The 16,802-nt window shown below is 63.4% G+C and carries 17 protein-coding genes; 12 read left to right on the top strand and 5 right to left on the bottom strand.

Annotated elements, in window-relative coordinates; all coding sequences use genetic code 11:
* Positions 1-41: 41 nt before the first annotated feature.
* A complete protein-coding gene (locus tag TVNIR_RS11025) occupies positions 42-770 on the top strand; it encodes a ferredoxin--NADP reductase (protein ID WP_043739638.1) in 729 nt (242 codons plus the stop codon).
* A gap of 253 nt (positions 771-1,023) precedes the next feature.
* On the opposite strand, the gene nadC is transcribed toward TVNIR_RS11025, so the two are convergent.
* Entirely contained in the window at positions 1,024-1,908 is an 885-nt protein-coding gene (gene nadC, locus TVNIR_RS11020) for a carboxylating nicotinate-nucleotide diphosphorylase (protein ID WP_015259102.1), read from the bottom strand.
* A gap of 644 nt (positions 1,909-2,552) precedes the next feature.
* On the opposite strand from nadC, the gene TVNIR_RS11010 reads away from it, so the two are divergent.
* Positions 2,553-3,458 carry a ZIP family metal transporter gene (locus tag TVNIR_RS11010; protein WP_043739637.1) on the top strand — a complete coding sequence of 302 codons (906 nt, stop codon included), beginning with the start codon at positions 2,553-2,555 and terminating at the stop codon, positions 3,456-3,458.
* Positions 3,459-3,835: 377 nt separating this feature from the next.
* On the opposite strand, the gene TVNIR_RS11005 is transcribed toward TVNIR_RS11010, so the two are convergent.
* Both TVNIR_RS11005 and TVNIR_RS11000 read right to left on the bottom strand, forming a co-directional pair.
* The gene (locus TVNIR_RS11005) at positions 3,836-4,489 is read right to left on the bottom strand and encodes a class I SAM-dependent methyltransferase (RefSeq protein WP_015259099.1); all 654 of its coding nucleotides are present in this window, start codon (positions 4,487-4,489) and stop codon (positions 3,836-3,838) included.
* A gap of 255 nt (positions 4,490-4,744) precedes the next feature.
* The gene (locus TVNIR_RS11000; RefSeq protein ID WP_043739635.1) at positions 4,745-5,182 is read right to left on the bottom strand and encodes a cupin domain-containing protein; all 438 of its coding nucleotides are present in this window, start codon (positions 5,180-5,182) and stop codon (positions 4,745-4,747) included.
* 381 nt (positions 5,183-5,563) lie between these two features.
* Between TVNIR_RS11000 and TVNIR_RS10995 the strand changes: the two genes are divergently transcribed.
* The 5 genes from TVNIR_RS10995 (at position 5,564) to TVNIR_RS10975 (ending at position 10,750) form a co-directional block, all read left to right on the top strand.
* Positions 5,564-8,476 carry a ribonucleoside-diphosphate reductase subunit alpha gene (locus tag TVNIR_RS10995; RefSeq protein ID WP_015259097.1) on the top strand — a complete coding sequence of 971 codons (2,913 nt, stop codon included), beginning with the start codon at positions 5,564-5,566 and terminating at the stop codon, positions 8,474-8,476.
* Between the two features lie 295 nt (positions 8,477-8,771).
* A complete protein-coding gene (locus tag TVNIR_RS10990) occupies positions 8,772-10,010 on the top strand; it encodes a ribonucleotide-diphosphate reductase subunit beta (RefSeq protein ID WP_015259096.1) in 1,239 nt (412 codons plus the stop codon).
* Between the two features lie 14 nt (positions 10,011-10,024).
* Complete coding sequence (locus tag TVNIR_RS10985; protein ID WP_015259095.1) at positions 10,025-10,270, top strand: DUF4160 domain-containing protein; 246 nt, start codon at positions 10,025-10,027, stop codon at positions 10,268-10,270.
* Complete coding sequence (locus TVNIR_RS10980) at positions 10,242-10,505, top strand: DUF2442 domain-containing protein (RefSeq protein WP_006749060.1); 264 nt, start codon at positions 10,242-10,244, stop codon at positions 10,503-10,505. The genes TVNIR_RS10985 and TVNIR_RS10980 overlap by 29 nt, the downstream gene beginning before the upstream one ends.
* Before the next feature lie 11 nt (positions 10,506-10,516).
* On the top strand, positions 10,517-10,750 hold the full coding sequence (locus TVNIR_RS10975) for a type II toxin-antitoxin system MqsA family antitoxin (protein WP_043739633.1): 234 nt from the start codon (positions 10,517-10,519) through the stop codon (positions 10,748-10,750).
* 437 nt (positions 10,751-11,187) lie between these two features.
* Here the strand turns inward: TVNIR_RS10975 and TVNIR_RS10970 are convergent, their stop codons facing one another.
* Both TVNIR_RS10970 and TVNIR_RS10965 read right to left on the bottom strand, forming a co-directional pair.
* A complete protein-coding gene (locus tag TVNIR_RS10970) occupies positions 11,188-11,583 on the bottom strand; it encodes a type II toxin-antitoxin system VapC family toxin (protein ID WP_043739632.1) in 396 nt (131 codons plus the stop codon).
* Complete coding sequence (locus TVNIR_RS10965) at positions 11,580-11,825, bottom strand: FitA-like ribbon-helix-helix domain-containing protein (protein ID WP_015259093.1); 246 nt, start codon at positions 11,823-11,825, stop codon at positions 11,580-11,582. The genes TVNIR_RS10970 and TVNIR_RS10965 overlap by 4 nt, the downstream gene beginning before the upstream one ends.
* A 275-nt stretch (positions 11,826-12,100) precedes the next feature.
* On the opposite strand from TVNIR_RS10965, the gene TVNIR_RS10955 reads away from it, so the two are divergent.
* The 5 genes from TVNIR_RS10955 (at position 12,101) to TVNIR_RS19805 (ending at position 16,752) form a co-directional block, all read left to right on the top strand.
* Complete coding sequence (locus tag TVNIR_RS10955) at positions 12,101-12,394, top strand: toxin-antitoxin system HicB family antitoxin (RefSeq protein WP_335338132.1); 294 nt, start codon at positions 12,101-12,103, stop codon at positions 12,392-12,394.
* Positions 12,395-12,416: 22 nt separating this feature from the next.
* Positions 12,417-12,731 carry a hypothetical protein gene (locus TVNIR_RS10950; RefSeq protein ID WP_015259091.1) on the top strand — a complete coding sequence of 105 codons (315 nt, stop codon included), beginning with the start codon at positions 12,417-12,419 and terminating at the stop codon, positions 12,729-12,731.
* 448 nt (positions 12,732-13,179) lie between these two features.
* Positions 13,180-13,641, top strand: a complete 462-nt coding sequence (locus TVNIR_RS10945; protein ID WP_015259090.1) for a UPF0158 family protein — start codon at positions 13,180-13,182, stop codon at positions 13,639-13,641.
* 672 nt (positions 13,642-14,313) lie between these two features.
* Positions 14,314-16,089, top strand: coding sequence for a DUF262 domain-containing protein (locus TVNIR_RS10935; RefSeq protein ID WP_015259088.1), 1,776 nt, complete (start codon positions 14,314-14,316; stop codon positions 16,087-16,089).
* A 12-nt stretch (positions 16,090-16,101) separates the two neighbouring features.
* Positions 16,102-16,752, top strand: coding sequence for a hypothetical protein (locus tag TVNIR_RS19805; protein ID WP_157092262.1), 651 nt, complete (start codon positions 16,102-16,104; stop codon positions 16,750-16,752).
* The last annotated feature ends 50 nt before the right edge of the window (positions 16,753-16,802 follow it).

The following is a 16,802-nucleotide window of genomic DNA, read 5'->3' as shown; positions in this document are numbered from 1 at the left end:
GCGCAACGACGCAGCGCAAAATGGTGTCTCAAGGAACGTCCATGCCGGATTTCGCGTCTGTGCCCGAGCATTTCATTCCCGCGCGCATCGAGCGGATCGACCAGGTGACTCCGCTGATCAAGGTCTTCCTTCTGCGGACCGACCCGCGGCGTTTCCACTCCCGTGCTGGGCAATGGCTGGATCTCGCGATCCCGCAGCAGGGGGGAGAGCCCTGTGTCGGCGGCTACTCGGTCGTGTCCGCGCCAAGTGGCGACGGTCTTCTGCAACTCGCGGTCAAGTATGCCGATCACCATCCGGCCACCTATCATCTGCACACGCGCGCGCGGCTGGGCGACCAAGTGTTCGTGACGGCGGGGCAGGGGCCGTTCTATTTCGAGCCCGGCATGGGCCGTGAGGTCGTGCTGCTGGGCGCCGGCATCGGCGTCACGCCACTGATCAGTATCCTGCGTTTCATCCATGCCGAGGTGCCGGAGGTGCGGGTGCACCTGGTCTACAGCGTCGCGTCGCGGCGCGAAGTGCTGTTTCCGGAGGAGCTCGCCGACCTGTCGCACGCGCCGAACATCGGCGTGACCCTGACGGTGACCCGGGATGCCGAGGACTGGCTGGGACACACCGGGCGCATCAGCCACCGGCTGCTGGAGTCGCTGAACCTGCCCCGGGAGGCGCTGTACTACTACTGCGGCTCGCGCGAGTTCATCGAAGACATGACCGAGTTGCTGCGTGAGTGGGGCATCCCCGAGGCGCAGCTTTGCTACGAGAAGTGGTGGTAGGGTCGCGCACGCGAGGATTCCCGGGCGTCGCGCACACGACGAGCGTATCCGTTCAGTCCCGCCCTTTGGGGGAGGGGAGGCCCACGAGGATTGACGTGAAAGAACGTGGCGCGCGTCCCAGGTGACCCGTAGGGCGGATGACGGCCTTCGGCCGCTTCCGCCCTACTTCTTTTCCATCATCGGGGTGGCCCCCCATGACAGTTCGGCAGGGGGGAACGCATACCGACGAGCGGCGGGGTGGGTGCCTGGCCGGTCAGACGAGACGCAAGGAGAAGTCGATTGCGCGCAGGTTCTTGGTGAGCCCTCCGACGGAAATGTAGTCGACACCCGTCGCGGCGATCTCCGGAAGGCTGTCGTCGGTCACGTTTCCGGATGCTTCGGACACCGCACGCCCGCGGATACGTCCGACGGCCTCGCGCAGATCCTCCAGCGTGAAATCGTCCAGCATCACTACGTCGGCCCCGGCGTCCAGCGCCTGGTCGACCTCGTCGAGATTCTCCGTCTCGACCTCAATCCAGCGCCCTTTGCCCAGGGTGCGTGCACGTTCCACCGCGATGTGGATCGAGCCACAGGCCAGGATATGGTTCTCCTTGATCAGCACCGCATCCCAGAGCCCGAGGCGATGATTGTAGCCGCCGCCACAGCGCACCGCGTATTTTTGTGCGACCCGCAGGCCGGGCAGGGTCTTGCGGGTGTCCAGCAGCCGAGAGCGGGCGCCGGCCAGCAGCGCCACCAGGCGGGCGGTTTCGGTCGCGGTTCCGGAGAGCGTCTGCAACAGGTTCAGCGCGCTGCGTTCCGCGGATAGGATCGCGCGCACCGGCCCGCTGACCTCGGCCACCACGCCCGGAGCAGCGACGTGCTCGCCTTCGGCCACCCGCCACTCGACGCGAGCCCCGGGCGCCAGCGCGCGGAAGCAGGCATTGAACCAGGCCTGTCCGCAGACGACCGCGGGTTTGCGCAAGTGCAGCTCGCCCCGGGCCTTCTGGTCGGCCGGAACGAGGCTTGCGGCCAGATCCCCCGGGCCCAGATCCTCGCGCAGCGCTGCCTGCACTGCGACTTGGACCGCTTCCGGATCCGGAGGCTCCAGCGGTTCCCCGAACGGATCCTTCACCCGGCTGGCGCTGCGCTGCGTGTTCATGTGCGCAGAAGATGGTCTGCGGCGGGGCGGTGCGCCGGGCGGTTCACGCTGCGCTCGTGAGCCACCCTCGCCGGCGGGCGCGGCGTCACCGCGTTGTCGCAGTGGTAGCCAGCGGTGGAAGCGAGGATCTCGTCGCTCTGAGTTCGCATGTCCCGGGCCCCCTGCCCGTAGTCGAGTGGGTTGAACCCGGTCCCGCAGGCGCCGATGGCCTCCACTCGCGGATCCTGCATCCCGGGGTTCAAGGCACACTGTATAGCGGATTCTCCGCGCTCTGAGAAGGCCCGTGGTCGTCCCGCTGCCGGCGATCGTGCGCGGAAACGTTCTCCGGAATCGCGACAAGAAGGCACCCGGGTTCTTGTGTACGGCGCCGCGTCCCGTGTGACCCGCGCAGCGCGGCCGGGAGGATGTTCGAACCGGGCGAGTTGCCCGTCGTCGGCGGACGGGTCCGGCTGGGCTACCAGATCGCGGCCTGACCTTGGTGCGCACGCGAGCGCGGAGGGAGCCACGGTTCCCGCCCGCGGCTGTGGAAGGAATACCCACGCAGGCACCTCCATGCCGGGTCGTCGGCTGGTACGGTGCGGTCCGCGCAGTTGGAACCCGGTAGACTCGTGTCCTGGAATCAGAACGCGCAGGGGGATGCAGAGATGAACGACCATCACCCGTCCCGCGCCGGCATGCTGAGCCTCGGCACGCTGGCAGTGCTGCTGGCACTGGCCGTGTTCGTGGCCGCTACCGGGGCGATCTGGCCGGTGTTGCAGGTGTGGTTGGCGGATCTCAGCACGCTGCAGCTGGGCATCCTCGCAAGCTTCGTCGCCGGCATGTTCACCGCGGTCGGTGCGATCCCGGTTTTCTTCATGCGCAGCGTGTCGCGCGAGGTCGAGGACTCGCTGATGGGCTTCGGCGCCGGGGTGATGCTCGCGGCGACCGCGTTCGAGCTGGTACTGCCGGCCGCGGGCATCGCCGAGGCCGATTTTGGCAGCCCCTGGTGGGCGGCGCTGGTGGTCGGTACCGGCATCGCGCTGGGCGGCGGTTTCCTGCTCGCGCTGCACCGGCTGGTGCCGCACGAGCATTTTGTGACCGGCCCGCAGAGCGGGGCCGATCCGCAAAAGATCCGCCGTGTATGGCTGTTCGTGTTCGCGATCGCGCTGCACAACCTGCCGGAGGGGCTGGCCGTGGGCGTCGGCTTCGGCGGCGAAGAGCTCAGCGACGGCGTCGCGCTCGCGATCGGCATTGGGTTGCAGAACATTCCCGAGGGGTTGGTGGTCGCGATCGCGCTGCTGTCACTCGGCTACAGCCGCTGGACCGCATTCGGTGTCACGCTGCTCACCGGTCTGGTGCAGCCGGTGGGTGGCCTGATCGGCGCCGGCGCGGTTACGCTGATGGAAATGCTGCTGCCGTGGGGGCTCGCTTTTGCCGCCGGCGCGATGCTGTTCGTGATCAGCCACGAGATCATCCCCGAGTCGCACCGGGAGGGCCACGAGGGTAAGGCCACCTTCGGCGTGCTGCTCGGCTTCATCGTGATGCTGACGATCGACCTGGTGCTCGATTAGCGGGCCATGCGGAAAGTTCATCACCCGATCGCTTCGCCAGACACGCCGGCGCTGCGTTGGGCAAGTTTGAAGTAGGTTGGTTGGCTATTCCTGCACTTGCCCGCCTTGCTCCGGCGCGCCCGGCTGTGCTCCATAGGCACCGAAGTTTCCGCATGGCCCTGGGGAAGCGCTGATAAATTCGTCATCGCGAGGAGCGAAGCCTTTAGCCGCGAGCGCAGCGTGGCGGGTCGTGGCGATCCATAAAGCAATGATTTCGTTGGCGCCGCTTGGATTATTCGCTGCGCTCACCCTTCGGGCCAGCCTGCGGCTGTTCAATGCGCTTCGCGCATTAGTGCCGCGCTTCGCTCGCAATGACAGGGCCCTTTGTTCAGGTTTCCCTAGCGGTGCGGCGGGGAGGCTTCGGGGCCGCGCTTGCGTGCGATCACCCACAGAAAGGTTTCGCCGCCGGTCTCGATCCGGTCCGCCGCGATGGGATCGAGCCCGGCCCGGCGGAGCTTGTCCAGCGCTACCTCCGGGCGGTCGTGACTGTAGGGCAGGCGCTGACCCAGGAAGTCGAGCTCGCCGTCGAACTCGTCGGCGCCGGTGTATTCGCGGGTCGCCAGCGTCAGCAACAGCAGACCGTGCGGGGCCAGCACCCGCGCGAAGCCCTCGAACAGCGCGCCGTGCTCGGTGCGCGGCAGGTGGAACACGCAATACACGGCCGCCAGCAGGTCGAACGACCCCGCGGGAAAATCCAGACTGCGCAGGTCTAGGTGCCGGAAACGCGCTTCCGGCACCTGGCGCCGGGCGATCTCCAGCATCCGCTCCGATACGTCGATGCCGGTCACCTCGTCGCCGCGGTCGACGAAGAACCGGGCCACCGGTTCACCTGCGCCGCAACCGGCATCGAGCACCCGTGCCCGCCCCGCCAGGAGGCCCGCGCAGCGCCGGAGGATCGGCGTGGTATCGAACAGGTGCCGCCCCGCGGCATAGCTGTCGGCCAGCGCATCGTATGCCGCCGCCAGCCGGTCCACCATGTTCTGTGCCGTCATCGGCCTCCCCTATGTCAGCCCAGATATCGGCTTTTCGACCCGCGATCACGCCGAGCCGCTTTCACTCGTAGAGCGGCAAAGGCCGCAGGCCGTCATCCGCCGTTGCGGTGCTGCGGGTTGCACGGACGTCGGTGGCTGTCCCGGCGTTGCCTGGTGGATGACGCTTCGCTCTTCCACCCTACAGGCCATCTCCGCCGGAAGACCGGGTTCGCCTGCATCGCGCGGATTCCAACTTGCACCCCTCGCGCGTGCGCGTCAGCGCTCGTGATCCGTTTCCAGCACCGTGACCGGCCGTCCCTCGATTCCTGCGTAGAACACCAAGATCTCGGCGGGAACGTTGCCTTCGTTCCTCCCATAGTGCCATTTCTCGACCAACTCGATGATCGCGTCGCCCGCGCGCAGATGCAGGCGTTCGCCGTCTTCGGCCACGACCGTCAGTTCGCCCTCGAGCAGCACACCGGCGTTGATCACCGGATGGTGGTGCGCGGGCAGGCGGGCCCCCGCGGGGATGCGGATCCGCAGGATCCGGACCTCCGGCTGCCCGGGCGGATACGCGGGGAGCAACGCGCCGTCCCAGCTGCGTGAGGTCTGTGCCAGCACCTCCACCTCGGTTTGTCCCCCATCGCGTGCCAGGCCCGTGGAAAGGGGCAGCAGCAGCACCAGCACCAGTGCCAACAGCCAGCATCTTGTCATCCCCTCATGCCTCTCGCTTGCAGGTTGGGGTGGGCGATCAAGGCGCTCTGGGCACGCCACGGTCTACCGCTCAGATTAGATCATCGGCACGACTGCCGCCCGTCGAATCGGCCGGGCAGCCAGGTGCCACGGCCCAATCATAAAAAAATCTGATCGCCGCCATCAGGAGAAAATGGGGCACTAGAACCGCGGGTTTGGCTCGCCAGCGGCCAACGGACCGGTGCTCAGCAGGGGCAAGGCCTGGCGCCATTCTCCCCCAGTTTTTCCACAGCTTGCCCAGCGTGTTCGCACAGCAGGGCCACAAGATATTGTGCCTAGGAAAGATCCGGAACACGTCCTATAGTAGTTTGCCGTAACCCCCGGTACAGCGTGAGGTCACTTATGCACAGCGAAGCCCCGCCCGTTTCCCCGTCGGTCCCGACCGAAAACCGCCATGCCCCCGACGCCGGGACCCGTGCCGAGCTGCTCGCGACCTCGCCCGGGCAGCATCAGGTCATCCGCCGCAACGGCAAGGTCACCGGCTTCGACGCCGCGAAGATCAGTGTCGCGATCACCAAGGCGTTTCTGGCCGTGGAGGGCGGCGGCGCAGCCGCCAGCCGGCGCATCCACGAGATCGTGCAGGAGCTCACCGGCCAGGTGACCGAGAACCTGTTCCGGCGCGCGGGCAGCGGCGCGGTCACCGTGCACATCGAGGACATCCAGGACCAGGTCGAGCTCGTGCTGATGCGCGGTGGCCACCACAAGGTCGCACGCGCGTACGTGCTGTACCGTGAGAAGCAGGCCGAGAAGCGCGCCGCCGAGGCTGCGAAACAGAAGCCGGCCACAGCCGCCGCGGACGTGCTGCACGTAACCCGTGCCGATGGCACGCGGGCGCCACTCGACGAGGCGCGCATGGCCACGCTGGTCGACGAGGCCTGCCGCGGGCTCGACGAGGTCGACGGCGCGCGCGTGCTGGCCGAGGCCCGGCGCAACCTGTTCGACGGCGTCGCCGAGAAGGACGTCGGCACCGCGCTGGTGATGGCCGCGCGGCCGATGATCGAGCAGGAGCCGAACTACTCGCAGGTAACCGCGCGCCTGCTGATGGACAGCCTGCGCCGCGAGGCACTGAGCTTCCTGGCCGGCATGCCGCAGGAGGCGACGCAGGCCGAGATGGCCGGGCGCTACCCCGAGTACTTCCGCGCCTACGTGAAGCGCGCCGCTGAGCTCGAACTGCTCGATTCGCAGCTCACCCGCTACGACCTCGACGCACTCGGCAAGGCGCTGAAGCCCGAACGCGACCTGCAGTTCACCTACCTCGGCCTGCAGACCCTTTGCGACCGCTACTTCATCCACTCCGGCGGCACGCGCTTCGAGCTGCCGCAGGCGTTCTTCATGCGCGTCGCGATGGGCCTGGCGATCAACGAGATCGACCGCGAGGCGCGCGCGATCGAGTTCTACGAACTGCTGTCGAGCTTCGACTTCATGAGCTCGACGCCGACGCTGTTCAACTCCGGCACCCTGCGCCCGCAGCTCTCGTCCTGCTACCTGACCACCGTCCCCGACGACCTCGATGGCATCTTCGAGGCGATCAAGGACAACGCGCTGCTGTCCAAATTCGCCGGCGGCCTCGGCAACGACTGGACCCGCGTGCGCGGCATGGGCTCGCACATCAAGGGCACCAACGGCAAGAGCCAAGGCGTGATTCCCTTCATGAAGGTGGCCAATGACACGGCGGTCGCAGTCAACCAGGGCGGGCGCCGACGGGGCGCGGTCTGCGGTTACCTCGAGACCTGGCACATCGACATCGAGGAGTTCATCGAGCTGCGCAAGAACACTGGCGACGACCGGCGGCGCACGCACGACATGAACACCGCGAACTGGATCCCGGACCTGTTCATGCAGCGGGTGGTGGAGGAGGGCGACTGGACGCTGTTCTCACCCAGTGAGACGCCCGATCTGCACGACCTCGTCGGCCCCGCGTTCGCCAAGCGCTACGCCGAATACGAGGAAAAGGCCGCGCGCGGCGAAATCAAGGTGTTCAAGAAGCTCAAGGCCGTCGACCTCTGGCGCAAGATGCTCGCGATGCTGTTCGAGACCGGGCATCCCTGGATGACCTTCAAGGACCCCTGCAACCTGCGCAGCCCGCAGAGCCACGTCGGCGTGGTGCACAGCTCCAACTTGTGCACAGAGATCTGCCTGAACACCTCCGACGACGAGATCGCCGTCTGCAACCTCGGCTCGGTGAATCTCGCCGCGCACGTGACCGACGGCGCGCTGGACCTGCCCAAGCTCGAGCGCACCGTGACCACCGCGATGCGCATGCTCGACAACGTGATCGACTACAACTACTACAGCGTGCCCCAGGCGCGGCGCGCGAACCTGCGCCACCGCCCGGTTGGCCTCGGCATCATGGGCTTCCAGGACGCGCTCTATGCGATGCGCCTGCCGTATGCGAGCGAGGACGCGGTGGCCTTCGCCGACACCTCGATGGAGGCGGTGTCCTATTTTTCGATCCAGGCCTCGACGCGGCTCGCCGAGGAACGCGGCCGCTACACCAGCTTCGAGGGCTCGCTCTGGAGCCAGGGCGTGCTGCCGATCGACTCGATCGCGCGGCTGGCCGAGGCGCGCGGTCAGTACCTGCAGCAGGACACCAGCGCCACGCTCGACTGGGACGCACTGCGCGAGCGGGTGCAGACCGTCGGCATGCGCAACTCCAACACCATGGCGATCGCGCCCACCGCGACCATCTCCAACATCTGCGGCGTGTCGCAGAGCATCGAGCCCACCTACCAGAACCTGTTCGTGAAATCGAACCTCTCGGGCGAGTTCACCGTGATCAACCCCTACCTGGTGCGCGACCTGAAGGAACGCGGCCTGTGGGATGAGGTGATGGTGAACGACCTGAAGTACTACGACGGCTCGGTGCAGCCGCTCGACCGCGTGCCCGAGGACCTGAAAGCGCTGTACGCGACCGCGTTCGAGCTCGACACGCGCTGGCTGGTCGAGGCCGCGTCGCGCCGGCAGAAGTGGATCGACCAGGCGCAGAGCCTGAACCTGTACATGGCCGAGCCCTCGGGCAAGAAGCTCGACAACCTGTACAAGCTCGCCTGGGTGCGCGGCCTGAAGACGACGTACTACCTGCGCTCGATGGGCGCGACCCACGTCGAGAAGAGCACCGTCGCCGACGCCAGCCGCGCGAACAAGCTGAACGCCGTGAACGGCAACGGCAAGGCCAACGGCAGCGCCCAGCCCGCCGAGCCCTCGGCCCCGAAAGCCTGCTCGATCCTCGACCCCGACTGCGAGGCCTGCCAATGACCGACTCGACCGATAGGGCGAACCTCGGCCGATGGCCACCTCCGTCATTGCGAGGGCCTGTCATTGCGAGGCCGAAGGCCGTGGCAATCCAGGCGGTGGTATGGATTGCCGCGCCCCTGCGGGGCTCGCAATGACGGCTCGCCCACCCGCGTAGGGCGGAAAAGGCCGAAGGCCGTCATCCGCCGATCGGTGCCCGGGCTGGCCAGAACGCCCGGGCCTGACAAACGCAAAAACGGCGGATGACGCTGCACTCTTCCGCCCTACGAACGACGAACGACTTTCGGAGGAACCGCCAATGCTCAACTGGGACGACCCCATCGCCGCCGCCACCAACAAGCAGCCCGCCGTGCGCCCCGGCATGGGCCTGCAGGAGAACGACGCGCTGATGCAGACCGCCGGCGCCGCCCCGAGCGTGAACCCGGACCCCGCCGCTTTCCACGCCACCGAGGCCCCGGCAACCGCAGACGACCAGGCCCCCGCCGGCAACATCGGCCTCGAAGACCCGGAAATGGGCGCCGAGCGCATCCGCGTCGACGACAAGAAGATCATCAACTGCCGCGCCGACCTGAACCAGCTCGTGCCGTTCAAGTACAAGTGGGCCTGGCAGAAATACCTCGACGGCTGCGCGAACCACTGGATGCCGCAGGAAATCAACATGAACGCGGACATCGCGTTGTGGAAGGACCCGAACGGCCTCACCGAGGACGAGCGCATCATCGTCAAGCGCAATCTCGGTTTCTTCTCCACCGCCGACTCGCTGGTCGCGAACAACCTGGTGCTCGCCGTCTACCGCCACATCACCAACCCCGAGTGCCGCCAGTACCTGCTGCGCCAGGCCTTCGAGGAGGCGCTGCACACCCACGCCTACCAGTACTGCGTCGAGAGCCTCGGCCTCGACGAAGGCGAGATCTTCAACATGTACCGCGAAGTGCCGAGCGTCGCGCGCAAGGCCGAGTGGGCACTGCCGTTCACCCGCCACCTCGCCGACCCGCACTTCCACACCGGCACCCCGGAGGACGACCAGAAGCTGCTGCGCGAGCTGATCGCGTTCTACGTGATCTTCGAGGGCATCTTCTTCTACGTCGGCTTCGTGCAGATCCTGTCGATGGGCCGGCGCAACAAGATGACCGGCGTCGCCGAGCAGTTCCAGTACATCCTGCGCGACGAATCGATGCACATGAACTTCGGCATCGACGTGATCAACCAGATCAAGATCGAGAACCCGCAGCTGTGGACGCCCGAGTTCAAGCAGGAAATGGCCGACATGATTCGCGAAGCGGTCGAACTCGAGGCCCAGTACGCCCGCGACACCATGCCGCGCGGCGTCCTCGGCATGAACGCCGGCATGTTCGAGGAGTACCTGCACTTCATCGCCAACCGCCGCTGCGCCCAGATCGGCCTGCCCGAACTCTACCCCGGCGCCGACAACCCCTTCCCCTGGATGAGCGAAGTGCTCGACCTCAAGAAGGAAAAGAACTTCTTCGAGACCCGGGTCACGGAGTACCAGACGGGTGGGGCGCTGAGCTGGGATTGACGCGGAGCCGAGCGATGCCGACGGTGCTCAGGGAAGGGCCCTACCGTTTCTACTGGTACAGCCACGAGCCGGGGGAGCCGCCACATGTCCACGTGGACCATGGCGACCACTCGGCCAAGTTCTGGTTGCGCCCCGTGGCGCTGGCGCGGAACATAGGCTATTCAGCTCAGGACCTGCGGCGTATCCGCCGGATCGTCGAGGCTCGGCAGCAAGACCTCCTGGAGGCATGGCATGGGTACTTTGGCAGCGAACGCCGATGAGCGTGTCGCCTCGGTGGAATTCACGGAAGACTCTCTGGTCGTCGGCTTGATGGACGGGCGGCGGATCTCCGTTCCACTTGAATGGTACCCGCGCCTGGCGCACGCCACTCCGGACCAACTCGCCGTCTGGGAGATCTGCGGCGGCGGCTATGGGATTCATTGGCCCGAGCTGGATGAAGATCTGAGCACCGAGGGCCTATTGCGCGGGGCGCCGGCACCGGCGGTTGGGGCGTAGTCGGGGGCGGCGTGTCAGGGCTCATTTGCCATGTTTGCAAGACCGGGCAGGCGGCTCCTGGCAACGCTACCGTGACACTCCAGCGTGGCGATACTACCGTCGTCATCAAGGATGTTCCGGCGCACGGCTGCGACAACTGCGGTGAGTATTATCTCTCGGCGGAGATGACCGAAAAGGTAATGGCGCTCGCTGAGGCTGCCGTCCGCAAGGGTGCCGAAGTGGAGATTCTCCGGTGGGCCGCATGACCGGGTAGGGCCACGCGCGGATACCGGGGTCAGACCTTGCGTTTTGTATCCGTTCAGTCCCCCCTCCCAAATCCGAGTGCGAGGGTTAGGAAAGCGCCTGTCATTGTCATTGCGAGCGAAGCGCGGCAATCCAAACGACGCAAATTGAATCACCGCCTTATGGATCGCCACGTCGCTTCGCTCCTCGCGATGACGCATTTTCCTGGGCAGGGGGGCGACGAGGATGCGGACGGGGGCTGAACGCATTCTGCGTTTTGCCTCGAATCGAACCCTGTTTCTGATCGTGGGGGCGTCTGGCGGCTTGCCGGCCCTCCAGGGTCATCCGCAGGGTGGCCGTGAGCCGCGCGAACCGGATCCGGCGCGCACTTACGGTGATGATTCAGGCACTCGCGGTGGGCCGCCGGGGCGGGTCCCAACGCCCGGTTAAACGTACGGCATCAGCGCGCAACGAGCGATCTGGTGATTGCCGGAAACGCTCTCAGAAGCTTGGCGTCCATCGTTACCAGAGTGGCTCCAAGCGCTTGTGCAACTGCCGCGAACGCACAGTCGTATGCTGAGCAATCGCTGGCCCTCACGAGTTCCAGTACCTGCATCGAGTCGACCTCGTGCTCACCCCCATTCAGCAGCTCCTCGGCCTCTCGCTGTATCGCGCATGCCCGGTCGAAGCTCAGGACGCCTCGACGCAGGTACCCGGCCAATATGTTCCGGAACTCACTTCGCCAGAGAATCGGGACGTGCCAGTCCGAATCTGCCTCCAGTAAGCGCTCCGCTTCGTCGGTGAACTCGCCTGGAAGGTAGAGGTAGGCCAATACGTTCGAATCCACGACGATCATGGACGACCCTGCCGCTTGAACGCCTCCGTGTCGTGTGCCCGAAACTCGCCAGCCTTCAGTTCCGCCCGGAGCGCGCGTGCTCGGGCAAGCCGCTCGCCCGGTGTCAGCTTGCTGGGCACGAGCATCGCCTCAAGGCACACGATCGCTTCGTTGTTCAGACTTCGCCGGTGTGCTTCAGCGGACGCCTTCAGGCGCCGGTACACGTCGTCGGGAATATTCTTCAGAGTCAGGGTCGTGGGCATGATCGGCACCTCCTCGAAACCATTTTGGTGCCGTTACGGTTATCCGTCAATCGCGTCCTCGGCCGACTATGGGCTGAACCGGACCGCGAAGACGTTTTCATGCATTCCGGTTCCGAACTGGCGGTCACGATCCCCTTCAAACGTCCGATCAAACCGATTTACATCACCCAGTTTCTTGCTCTGCTGGATGACATTGGAGCTGAATGATGGCACCGAATTTTGACTATCCCTTCGAACTGCGACCCCTCGAGAAGGAGGATGGCGGAGGCTGGTGAATCGTCTTCCCGGATTTGCCGGGTTGTATGTCGGACGGAGAAACTCCCGAAGAAGCTATTGTCAACGGTCGTGACGCGGTTGCCGCCTGGATGGCGGCCGCCAAGGAAGCGGGCCGAGAGATTCCCCGCCCAGGAGAATTGCCCAGTGGCAAGTTCATTGCCCGCATTCCGCGCAGCTTGCACGCGCGACTGACTGCCCGTGCAAAGCAAGAGGGGGTCAGCATGAACGCTTTGGTCTCTGCCTTCCTCTCTGAGAGTCTCGGCCGAAGGGAAGGCGCGGAGAAAGCCCTTTAACGAGGTGTCTGAGGAGCCCCCCATGACCCGAATCAATATCGACCAGCTGACCGAGGCGGAACTGATCGACCTGAACCGCAGTGTCGTCGAACGGCTGAAATTCCTGCAGCACATGCGCGCGCACAGCGCGATGATGAGGTTCAGCATCGGGCAACGGGTCGTGTTCGACGCGCCCGGGCAGCCGCAAGTGACGGGCGTGCTCGTCAAGTACAACAAGAAGACGGTCAGCGTGGTGACCGACGAAGGGGTGCAGTGGAACGTGTCGCCCGGTCTGCTCCGCCATGCGGAACCCAAGGACATCACCCCCGGGGCGGGCAACGTGGTGAAGCTCAAGTAAGCACGGGTCAGACCCAGTTCTGTCCGACCGCGAGCAAGCCGACTGATTCGCCTATCCGGCGACGGACGCTTTCATGTTGTAACGTCGTGACGCTATAGTGTTTTTTGTCGCACGATTCGGCTTTTCGGGCAAGAGCGCTACCGAATCCGACAGGGTGTGTACCGAATCCTGTACGAGGTAACCGCCGAGCTTCTGACCGTGACGGTCGTGAAGGTGGGCGACCGAAAAGCTGTTTACAAGACCAGTTGATTTCCGGGGACAGCAGTACCCCCGTTTCTCTACGGGGCCCGCGGGCGGTATCATCTACCGGAATCGCAAGGAGATGAGCGATGGCTGGAATGACTGGATTTCCTTCCGGGGCACCCGCATCATGTGCCGCAACGCGGCCATCGCCGGCAGTCAGCGGTATCGAGGTACTGTCCCCTGAAACGAGATTGAGGACCAGAACATGGCACTGCCAGTTTCGATCCAGGAAGTCGTGGATGCCATGCAGCTTCCGAACGATGATTGGTGTTCATACCTCAACGTGGACACCGGTGAAATCGTGACCGTAACCGATGAGGATCGACGTCTGGTCGAAGACGATGTCGCTCTGGACGACGTGCCAGTCTGGCAGCGCGAAGTGTTGCCCAAGGCTCGCGAGGCCCTGGAGTCGGACCGTTTCCTCCCACTTCCCGGACCGTTCGATATTCACGAATGGTCGATCATGGAAGAATTCGCCGACGGCCTCAGCGATGAGGATTCACGCGCGGAGGTTCTGGACGCATTACGGGGTCGGGGTGCATTTCGCCATTTCCGGTCCACGATCGAGCGTCTGGGGATCGAAAGCGACTGGTACCGATACCGGGACTCGGCGTTCGAGCGGATCGCGAAGGAGTGGCTGGACGCCAACAACGTGCCGTATCGCTAGTGGGTGTGTTCAAACGGCGAGTGGAGTGCGCCGGGTGGCCGGCGCTTGTCGCCCAAGGCGGTGCGTGTAGGCATTGGTCTTCTTTTGGGGAACAGTGCAGCGGTTTCTCGTCGGCCCGCCACGTTGGCATGGTCTGAGGGACTCACAGAAAGGGTAGAAATGATCAGAATGCCTCGTGTGCGTTCCGCGGTAGCCAGCTCACGCTCCGCCGCGCGGCAATCGCCGGCAGGCAGCGATACATCGAGGGGCAACGTCCCCGAATGCCGCTGACTATATGCCGGAACTGCCACGGCTGCAGAGCGGTGTTCGCCCCCGCACGCCTGAGGTAATCGTCCACATCCTCGCGAGAAAGCTCGGCCAACCGGCGCCCCGAAAACGATTGAATGAACTGCTCTGCACGCAGTACGTACCAGCGCACGGCAGTGGGTTTAACGCCTTGCTTCAGAAGCAGATTCCGGTAACGCTCCCAGAAACGACGCTCCGCGTCGCCGCGACTTCCTGTCGCCATGAGCCAACCTCCTGTAAGCCGATGGACGAAGTGCCGCCCAATCCTGCCGCACGGAGCGCGCAAGACGCAAGCGCCGCACCATGCTATACAGAATCTGTCTATCTCCGATATTCCAGTTTCTTCTGATTATACTGTTCGATCTGAAATAACAAGGAGGGAACATCATGCTTGACCCGACGCTCTATGGACTTCTCTCGCAGATCGATAGAGACGAAATCGTCTTGCCCGCCATGCAGCGCCCCTTCGTGTGGAAGAACGAACGCATCAGCCGGTTAATTGACAGCTTGCTACGGGGATTCCCGATCGGAGCCGTAATGCTGTGGCGGACGCGTACGGTTCAGCGGTACAGACGTATTTCGCGGGACATCGATACTGGGGTAGCGACCAAATATGTATTCGAGACTTCTTCGAGGAACGATAATCGGTATTTGGTGCTGGATGGTCAGCAGCGGTTGACAAGCCTGTATGTGTGCTTCCGGGGATCGTATGATCGACGGAAGTTGCATCTCGACGTGCTAAGTGGTGATGGCACGGACAAAGACCCCGGGACCGAGTACTACGACTGTAGGTTCCTGTCGAGCGGGGAGGCCGAGGCGCTGAATGGAGAGGCCAATGGTGCCCGCGTCCGGTTCGTGCCCGTTTCATCTCTGGTCAACATTTCGCCTCAGAAGGCAGCGATCACCGCCAACAAGATCGGGACAGAACTGGGACTCAACGAGCCCGAGATGGTGCGTATGGCTGATACGTATATCCGTTGTGCCTCCATTCTTGGCGACCACAAGTCGCTTCAAGTCATCACGGTTGACGAGGACCCCTCGGACAACACGCCAATTGAGGAAGTGCTCGAGATCTTTGTCCGGATCAACTCGGGCGGACTGGTTCTGCTGAAATCCGACCTGCTGATGAGCCTGCTCGATCTGAAGTGGAATGACATTCAGCCTGAGCTTCAGGATCTGGTGCGAGAGGTCAACGAGAATCGGCCGTACGAGTTCACAAGGGATGATGTCCTTAAGAGCCTACTGTTGGCTGAAGGTGCCGAGACACGCTTTGATCGGCTCGTCTCGGACCGGAACCAAGTCGAACTTCTGGCTGAGAATCTGCCACTGCACATAGACAACGTCCGCCGCGGATGGCAACTATTGGGCTGTATTCTCTTGGACGACTGCAAGATCTCCTCCGAGCGCTTTTTCCGCGGCGGCCACAACGCATTGCTGCCTTTCGTCCTATTTCTGGCTTGTAATCCAGAATTGAGCCACAGCGAACGGCGCAAACTTGTCCTTGGCATCTACGTCGCGTTGATGAGTGGCATTTTCGGTGGTGCGGAGGCGCGCATGGGAGTTTTCGCTCGAAAGACGGTTGCCTGCGCGTACAAGTTCCCGCTTCGCGAGTTGTGCGAACTGACTCGCAGGCACTACGGGATTACTTCGCTGGATGATCTTCTCAGGAGACATCTCGATCTGGCTCTGAATATCGCTCACGGTGGCATCACGCTGGATCGCAATCCGGAAGAACTGCAGCGAGACCATATTTTTTCGAAGGCGCGGTTACAAGAGAAAGGCTATGAGCATGAGCAGATCAACCACTACGCGAACTTCCATTTTCTTCGCGCCACTGACAACCTGAACAAGTCTGATCGCCCGCCTCACGAGTGGTTCCGGAGTCCTGGGAAGGCCCCAACCTACAGTGACCAAGATCTCGCTGAACGCCTCCTTACCTGGGACGAATTGGAGCCCGGGAATTTCGAGCGGATGCTTGACGCCCGGGGGCGGAGGATTCGAGAAAAAGCCGAGGAAATTCTCGGGTTCTCAGAGACCGAGATCACCTCTCTCTTCGCAAAACATGCCGAGGAACGGAAGGTCGAACAAGAGGATGGACAGGGACGGTCAAAACTGTCGCCGCTGGACTCTCTTAGTTTTTACCGCCCGTCATCCAATCGTTAGGACATCGAGTCTATGACCAGAGACGATTTACGGTTAGTAGCGGAAGATCTTGGGTACCTAGCAGAGTGGGGGCCCGACATTACTGACCGTGAAATCCGTCACGGGAGCGCTGTCCTAAGAAGGCTTCTCGTTGAGGACGTCTACGGGGCTGCTTGGCGAGCTGTTGGCTGGAAAAAACAGCCAAAGCTTATTGCTGTATCGATTGATGAAATTGCTTCGCCTGACAATCTCTCCAAAATTGTCTATGCAATTGCTGCAGGAGCAAATTTCCGCGGTATCCAAATGGCATGCATGATGATGAATAAAGGCTCATCGCCTATAGGCCAAGAGCTTGGGCCACCGTTGCGGGAAAACGGCTATCCCGGAGATCGAGAGTTTTCACTCAGTGCGTATCTCTCATCCTTATCTGGTGTCGTAGATGGTAAAACATTTAATCGACGTGAAGTAATAAAGTACATCGCCAATGTGAAAGGTGGTGTTCATCTAAGCGCCAAGGAAAGAAAGGCCGAAGCGAAGCTAGTAGCTAGGCTTGGAAAAATAGAGAAGAAAATTATGGTGCATACAACGGATGGGCTGCTCGTTGAACTCGTCGCAATTGGCCAAGCGGTAGGGGCTTCCACAGATGCGCAGTCATTTATTAAACATGTGCGAGAAATGTCCTAATCGGGTAAGGGCGGGTCTTTAACCCGCCCTCCCCACACCACCCGGCATGC

Source organism: Thioalkalivibrio nitratireducens DSM 14787 (assembly GCF_000321415.2).
GTDB lineage: Bacteria > Pseudomonadota > Gammaproteobacteria > Ectothiorhodospirales > Ectothiorhodospiraceae > Thioalkalivibrio > Thioalkalivibrio nitratireducens.
The sequence above is the reverse complement of the archived record's forward strand: the minus strand, read 5'-3'. Positions and strand labels throughout refer to the sequence as shown.